Source organism: Herbaspirillum sp. UBA812, assembly GCF_002296545.1.
Taxonomy (GTDB): domain Bacteria; phylum Pseudomonadota; class Gammaproteobacteria; order Burkholderiales; family Burkholderiaceae_D; genus Herbaspirillum; species Herbaspirillum huttiense.
This window is the reverse complement of record NZ_DBIC01000004.1, coordinates 1-7,110: the sequence shown is the minus strand read 5'-3', so window position 1 is coordinate 7,110 and position 7,110 is coordinate 1. Positions and strand designations below refer to the sequence as shown.

The following is a 7,110-nucleotide window of genomic DNA, read 5'->3' as shown; positions in this document are numbered from 1 at the left end:
GTGATCGTCGGCTTCTGGATCCTGATGGCCATCCTCGGCCCCAGCATCTCGCCCTACGACGCCACTGCCATCGTCGATACCGACGTGTTCTCCGGCATGAGCCACAAGTTCCTGCTGGGCAGCGACTACCTGGGCCGCGACATGCTGAGCCGCATCCTCTTCGGCACCCGCGCCACCATCGGCCTGGCCTTGCTGTCGACCGTGGTGGCCAGCCTCTCCGGTACCGCCATCGCCTTGTTCGCGGCCTTCTCGGGCGGCTGGCGCGATGCCGTCATCAGCCGTGCGCTCGATGCCCTGATCTCGATTCCCAGCAAGATGTTCGCGCTGATGATGGTGGCCACCTTCGGCTCTTCCATGTTCCTGCTGGTGCTCACCGCTGCCATCACCTACATGCCCGGTGCCTACCGCATCGCCCGTTCGCTGGCGGTCAACGTGCAGGCCATGGAATACGTGCAGGCGGCGCGCGCTCGCGGCGAGGGCGTGTGGTACATCATGACCGTGGAAATGCTGCCCAACATGATCCGCCCGGTGCTGGCCGATTTCGGTCTGCGCTTCGTCTACGTGGTGCTGCTGCTGTCGGGCCTGAGCTTCCTCTCGCTGGGCGTGCAGCCGCCGGATGCGGACTGGGGTTCGCTGGTGCGCGAAAACATTTCCGGCCTGGGCGAAGGCGCCCTGGCGGTGATCATGCCGGCCCTGGCGATTGCATCGCTGACCATCGGCGTGAACCTGTTGATTGATAACCTGCGCAGCAAGCGCGCTGCCAAGGAGTAAGCCCGTGAAGCAATTCGATATCTTCCTCGGCAAGGAAAGCGGCGTCGGTGCCGGTGCTGCAGCGGGTGCAGCGGCAGTGCGGCCCCTGGTGGAAGTGCAGGGCCTGCGCGTGAATGCCCGCAAGGACGACGGCAGCCAGGTCGAGATCGTCAAGAACGTCAATTTCACCGTGGCCCCCGGCGAAGTGCTGGCCCTGATCGGTGAATCCGGTTCCGGCAAGACCACCATTGCACTGTCGCTGCTGGGCTATGCGCGTTCCGGTTGCCAGATCGCCGGTGGCCAGGTGCGCATCGGCCAGCGCCAGATCGACCAGATGGATGAGAAGGCCTTGCTGGCCATGCGCGGCCACCATGTGGCCTACATCGCCCAGAGTGCGGCGGCGGCCTTCAATCCGGCCCGTACCCTGATGGACCAGGTGATCGAAAGCGCTCTGCAGCACGGCGTGATGGACAAGGCCAGCGCCATGCGCAAGGCGGTCGAGCTGTTCCGTGCGCTGGCCCTGCCGAACCCCGACAAGATCGGTGAGCGTTATCCGCACCAGGTCTCCGGTGGCCAGTTGCAGCGCGTGATGGCAGCCATGGCCCTGATCACCGATCCGGAACTGGTGATCCTGGACGAACCCACGACCGCGCTGGACGTGACGACCCAGATCGAGGTGCTGCGCGCCTTCAAGAAAGTGGTCAAGGAAATTGGCACGACCGCCGTCTACGTGTCGCACGACCTGGCCGTGGTGGCGCAGATGGCCGACCGCATCATCGTCCTGCGTGACGGTGCGGTGCGCGAAGTCGGCACCACCGACCAGGTGCTGCATGCCCCGGCCGACACCTACACCCAAAGCCTGATCGCCGCCGCCTGCCCGGCTGCGCGCGTGGTGCAACTGCGCGAGATCCTGCCCGAGACCGTACCGGCCGAAGCCCGTGCCCCGCTGCTGCGCATCAGCGGCCTGGTGGCCGGTTACGGCGCACCGGACCGGCTGGGCCTGCCGGGCGTGCGCATCCTGGATGACATCAATCTCACCATCCAGCGTGGCAGCACCGTGGGCATCATCGGCGAATCCGGTTCCGGCAAGACGACCCTGGCGCGTGCCGTGGCCGGCATGATCGCGCCGGCGCGCGGCAGCATCCAGCTCGATGGGCAGAACCTGTCGCCTACGCTGGAAGGGCGCACCCGCGAACAATTCCGCCGCGTGCAGATCGTGTTCCAGAACGCCGACACTGCGCTCAATCCGGCGCACTCCATCGGCCGCATCCTGAATCGTCCGCTGTCTTTCTATCACGGCTTGAAGGGCGAGGCCATGCGCCGCCGTACGGCCGAACTGCTGGACCTGGTCAAGCTGCCTTCCAGCGTCATCGACCGCCTGCCTGCCGAACTCTCCGGTGGCCAGAAGCAGCGCGTGAACCTGGCCCGTGCACTGGCCGCCAAGCCCGACCTGATCCTGTGCGACGAAGTGACGTCGGCGCTGGACACCGTGGTGGCCGCCGCCATCCTGGAACTGCTGGCCGAGCTGCGGCGCGAGCTGCAGGTGTCCTACATGTTCATCAGCCACGACATCAGCACCGTACGCGCCATCTGCGACGACATCGTGGTGCTCTACGCCGGCCGCATGGTCGCCAACCGCCCGCGCGAAGCCATGATGGCGCCGCCTTATCACCCGTATTCGCACCTGCTGCTGTCGTCGGTCCCGGCCATGCAGCAAGGCTGGCTGGAACAGGTGGCCGGGGCCGGCCAGCACAAGCTGCCGCCGATTGGCGCGGTCGATCCGTCGCCGGAGATCTGCGCCTTCCTGCCGCGCTGTGCGCAGCGCATCGATGGCGTCTGCAACGTGGTACCGCCGCGCCGCCGCAACATGGAACACGGAGGCGAGATTCTTTGCCACCGTTCGGATTCCGACCTGCAGCAGTCGCAGATGCCGCTGGTGCCGGTGGAGGGCATCACCGTCTGACCCGGTGACCCACCCGGTCGCCTGCCTGGCCGCGCGCCATGGCGGGCAGGCAAGGCAGGCGACGAGCATTAAGCCGTATTTAATGCTGGATTCGTTGAGCATTAATCACAGGATCAGGCGCGGCTCGTAGCATCGTCATGGATGGCATGCCGCCGGCCGCAGGGCCGGCCATGAAGCTAAGATTCGGGCAGGACCGCAAGAGCACCGTGGAGTCGGTCTCGCATTCCTGCCCATCCCCAAGGAAACAGGAGAAGAAATGACTGCAGCGTTGGTGTTGTACCGTGCCTCCGGCACCCCCGTATCCACCCCCTTCCATCCGGGCGCGCTGGGCGCCTCCGACCCCTTTGCCGCCTCGCGCGAGATCGCCTGGCAGGGCATCGGCGGCATGAGCGCAGGCCGCCTGCGCTTCGAAGGCAGCCTCGACATCGCCCGCTTCCCGCATCAGGAAACCCTGGTGGTGGTGCAGGGCGAGTTGCGTATCGAAGCCGAAGGTGCCGCACCGCTGGTGATCAAGCCCGACAACGGCGTGGTCATTGCCACCGGTGCGGCCGTGCGCATCACCGCCACGCAGCCGACCCTCGTCATGTTCTGCGCGGCCGACTGCCCGCAGCCGGTGCAGCCGGGTGTGTTCCCGCTGGTGGCCGAGGCCAACTTCAAGCCCTCGGCCAATTCGCTGCCCAAGGAAATCCTGCTGGGCGACGTACCCACCTGCCGCAGCGACAACGTGATCGATGAAAGCTCCATCGGCTGCAAGATCGGCACCTGGGATTCCACCCCTTACCACCGCATCGTGCGCGCCCATCCGGTCAATGAATTCATGCACATCCTCGACGGTGGCGTGCGCTTTGCCGAACCGGATGGCAGCGTGGTTTCCGTAGAGCGCGGCGACGCCGTCTTCGTGCCGCTGGGTGCGGCCATCGGCTGGGAGAGCAGTGAGCGCGTGGCCAAGTACTACGTGGTGCAGACCGTCGCCGCCGAGGGAGGAAAGTAAGATGTCGCCCCCGCTCGTGCAGGTCCAGAGTTCTACCATTCCTCCGGCGTCGGCCGATGTGGTCGTCATCGGCGGCGGCATCATCGGCATCTTCACCGCCTACTATCTGGCCAAGCGTGGCGTCTCGGTGGCGGTGATCGAGAAGGGCCGCATCGGTGCCGAACAATCCAGCCGCAACTGGGGCTGGTGCCGCCAGCAGAATCGCGACGCCCGCGAACTGCCGATGGCCACCAAGAGCATCGACCTGTGGGAACAATTCTCCGCCGAGACCGGCGAAGACACCGGTTTTACGCGCTGCGGCCTGCTCTATCTCTCCAACGATGATGAAGAAATCGCCCGCTGGGCGGCCTGGGGAGACTTCGCCAAGACTGCCGGCGTGACCACCTACATGCTCGATGCCAAGCAAGCTGCCGAGCGCGGCCATGCCACCGGACGCGCCTGGAAAGGCGGCGTCTTCTCGCCCACCGACGGCACTGCCGACCCGGGCAAGGCAGCACCCGCCGTGGCGCGCGCCATCATGAAACTGGGTGGCCACGTGATCCAGCAATGCGCCGCACGCGGCATCGAAACCGAAGGTGGCCGCGTCTCGGGTGTCATCACCGAAGCCGGTGTCATCAAGACCAAGGTGGCCGTCATGGCCGGTGGTGCATGGGCCTCATCGTTCTGCCATCAACTGGGTATTCGCTTCCCGCAGGCATCCGTGCGGCAATCCATCATGAGCGTGGCGCCCATGGAGCAGCCTTTGCCGGGCGCGCTCTACACGTCTGGCGTGGCCGTCACCCGCCGCAGCAACGGCTCCTATGCGCTGGCCATCAGCGGCCGCGCGCGGGTCGATCCGACCATGCAGTTCCTGCGCTTCTCCCCGCAGTTCCTGCCGATGTTCGCCAAGCGCTGGCGCAGCCTGTCGCCGGGCGGGCTGGAAGCCTGGCGCAGTGGCCACGAGACCCTGTCGCGCTGGCGCATGGATGCGCCCACGCCGATGGAACGCATGCGCATCCTGGATGCGTCGGCTGATCCGGTCTCGATCCGGGCCACCCATCGCCGTGCGGTCGAGTTGCTGCCGCAGCTGGCGCAGGCCAAGGTCACGCATACCTGGGCCGGTTATGTGGACAGCACGCCCGATGGCGTGCCGGGCATCGGTGAGTTGCCGCAGACGCCGGGCCTGATCCTGGCCGCCGGTTTTTCCGGTCACGGTTTCGGTATCGGGCCGGGTGCGGGTCACCTGATCGCGGACCTGGCCAGCGGTGTGGAGCCCATCGTCGATCCGCGTCCCTACCACCCCAATCGTTTCTCGGATTCGTCCTGGGGCAAGGTCGCGGATTTCTGAAGCAGTTCAGCGCCGCCAGGGGACGGGCTGGAAGGCCCGCTTGGCGGCGTCGAGGAAGACGCGCTGGCGCAGCGTCAGGCCCTGGCGGCCCGGCAGCAGCGCCATGATGGGCGCGGGATCGAGCTGCCAGCCGGGCAGCACGCGCTTGAGGCTGCCATCGGCGACCAGATGCGCGCAATCCCATTCGGAACGCGCCACGAAGCCTTCACCATCGAGCGCCCAGTCGCGCGTGATGGTGCCGTCATTGGACGACAGCGCGCCATTGAGCTTGACCGTGAGCGCCTTGCCGGTACGGCGGCCGGCACTGTCGACGGGCGTAAAGCGCAGGCGGCTGAGGTCGTCGTCGTTCTCGCGCAGGCTGAGGTAGGGATACTCGGCCAGGTCGGAAGGATGCTTGATGCGCTGCATGCGTTTGGCCAGCACCGGCGCGGCACACAGGAAGCGCGCATTGGGCGCGAGGAAGTGGCCGACCCAGGAGGAGCCTTTGACGCGCCCGATGGAGATGATGGCGTCAGCGCCGGTGGAAGCTGCCAGCGGACTTTCGGCCAGCAGCAGCGAGATGCTCAGTTTGGGATGGCTGCGGTGCAAATCGCGGATCAGCGGTGCTACGTAGCGACGACCGAAGCCGAAGGGCGCGACCACGCGCAGCGAACCGCTGACGTTGGCCAGGTTGCCGCCGGCCCCGCGGTCCGATTCACGCGAGACGCTGGCGGTGATGGATTCGATGCGCTCCAGGATGTCCATGGCTTCCTGCACCAGGCGCTGGCCTTCGTCGGTGAGCGCGAAGCCGCGCGCGGCGCGATTGGCCAGGCGCACGCCGACGCGGTCCTCGATGCGCTGCAGGCGCACCGTCACTGCCGGTGGCGTCAGGTCGAGCAGGCGGGCAGCGCCAGCCAGCGAGCTGGCCGAGCCCAGGGCACGCAGCAGTTGCATGTCATCGAGTTGCAGCATTAAAAATCTCTTAATGGTGAATTGAACGAACATTAAACATCGCTGAAGGTCTTTTGGCTACAGTCCATCACAGGAAATGCGTCGGTTATCCTGACCGGCCTTCCTGCCACTTCAGCCTTGCCCATCATGAACAACACAGCACACACCGCCCCCGTTACCCTCAACCCGACCGGCCTGGCCACACCGGGCGGCCACTACAGCCATGTGGCCATCGGCAACGGCATGGTCTTCATTTCGGGCCAGTTGCCCATCGATGCGAGCGGGCACAAGCTCACCGAGGCCAGCTTCGAAATGCAGGCACTGCAGGTGCTGGCCAATGTGGAAGCCGCACTCGCCGGTGCCGGCAGCGACATCGGCAAGCTGCTGCAGGTCCGCATCTATCTCACCGATGTGGCGCACTGGCCCGCCTTCAACGAGATTTACGCACGCTGGGCCGGCAGCGCCCGCCCGGCGCGCGCCGTGGTGCCGGTCCCGGCACTGCACTTCGGCCTGCAGGTCGAGGTGGAGGCCACGGCACTGCTGTGACACTGCGCCGTACGCGCAACCAACCCGAAACAAGGACACCCCCGACATGACCCGCACCGCTTCCACCGACATCGTCTCTCCACTGGCGCACCTCAAGCGCAACGGCCGCCTGGATCACTTCTACATCGACGGCCAGTGGCAGCGCCCGCAAGGCGACGGGGGCGCCGCCGTGGTCTCGCCGGCCACGGAGGAGCGTGTCTGCGAGATCGCATTGGGCAACGCCGCCGACGTGGACCAGGCGGTGCAGGCTGCGCGCCGGGCATTTCCGGCCTGGGCCGCGACCTCGCCGCTGGAGCGCGCCGCGCTGCTCGGTCGTGTTCACGCCCTGCTGGTGGAACGCACCGAACTGTTCGCCCAGGCGCTGACGCTGGAGATGGGCGCTCCCATCACCTATGCCCGCACCGCCCATGTGCCGCTGGCCGCCGAACACCTGCGCGTGGCGCGCGACAACCTGGCGGACTATCCCTTCATTCGCCCGCGCGGCACCACTGCCATCGTGCGCGAGCCGATCGGCGTGTGTGCCCTCATCACGCCCTGGAACTGGCCGATCTACCAGATCACCGCCAAGGTCGGCCCGGCACTGGCAGCCGGTTGCACCGTGGG

The 7,110-nt window shown here is 66.6% G+C and carries 7 protein-coding genes; 6 read left to right on the top strand and 1 reads right to left on the bottom strand.

Features of this window, described 5'->3' with window-relative positions; all coding sequences use genetic code 11:
• The 4 genes from B3873_RS00155 to B3873_RS00140 form a co-directional block, all read left to right on the top strand.
• A partial coding sequence (locus B3873_RS00155; protein ID WP_286863435.1) for an ABC transporter permease occupies window positions 1-771 on the top strand: 771 nt, incomplete at its 5' end.
• Between the two features lie 4 nt (window positions 772-775).
• Entirely contained in the window at window positions 776-2,713 is a 1,938-nt protein-coding gene (locus B3873_RS00150) for an ABC transporter ATP-binding protein (protein ID WP_209532036.1), read from the top strand.
• 256 nt (window positions 2,714-2,969) lie between these two features.
• The gene (locus B3873_RS00145) at window positions 2,970-3,704 is read left to right on the top strand and encodes a cupin domain-containing protein (RefSeq protein ID WP_209532035.1); all 735 of its coding nucleotides are present in this window, start codon (window positions 2,970-2,972) and stop codon (window positions 3,702-3,704) included.
• Window position 3,705: 1 nt separating this feature from the next.
• On the top strand, window positions 3,706-5,031 hold the full coding sequence (locus B3873_RS00140) for an NAD(P)/FAD-dependent oxidoreductase (protein ID WP_286863431.1): 1,326 nt from the start codon (window positions 3,706-3,708) through the stop codon (window positions 5,029-5,031).
• Window positions 5,032-5,037: 6 nt separating this feature from the next.
• Here the strand turns inward: B3873_RS00140 and B3873_RS00135 are convergent, their stop codons facing one another.
• Entirely contained in the window at window positions 5,038-5,982 is a 945-nt protein-coding gene (locus B3873_RS00135) for a LysR family transcriptional regulator (RefSeq protein WP_034332077.1), read from the bottom strand.
• 126 nt (window positions 5,983-6,108) lie between these two features.
• Between B3873_RS00135 and B3873_RS00130 the strand changes: the two genes are divergently transcribed.
• Together B3873_RS00130 and B3873_RS00125 are read left to right on the top strand one after the other, a co-directional pair.
• Window positions 6,109-6,507, top strand: a complete 399-nt coding sequence (locus B3873_RS00130; RefSeq protein ID WP_209567756.1) for a RidA family protein — start codon at window positions 6,109-6,111, stop codon at window positions 6,505-6,507.
• A 46-nt stretch (window positions 6,508-6,553) separates the two neighbouring features.
• Window positions 6,554-7,110 (top strand): aldehyde dehydrogenase family protein (locus B3873_RS00125; RefSeq protein ID WP_286863428.1); only part of this gene is annotated, 557 nt, incomplete at its 3' end.

Bases quoted from the DNA above. Each gene is read 5' to 3' on its own strand.
- B3873_RS00145 (WP_209532035.1), top strand. From the start codon at position 2,970: ATGACTGCAGCGTTGGTGTTGTACCGTGCCTCCGGCACCCCCGTATCC.
- B3873_RS00140 (WP_286863431.1), top strand. From the start codon at position 3,706: ATGTCGCCCCCGCTCGTGCAGGTCCAGAGTTCTACCATTCCTCCGGCG.
- B3873_RS00135 (WP_034332077.1), bottom strand. From the start codon at position 5,982: ATGCTGCAACTCGATGACATGCAACTGCTGCGTGCCCTGGGCTCGGCC.
- B3873_RS00130 (WP_209567756.1), top strand. From the start codon at position 6,109: ATGAACAACACAGCACACACCGCCCCCGTTACCCTCAACCCGACCGGC.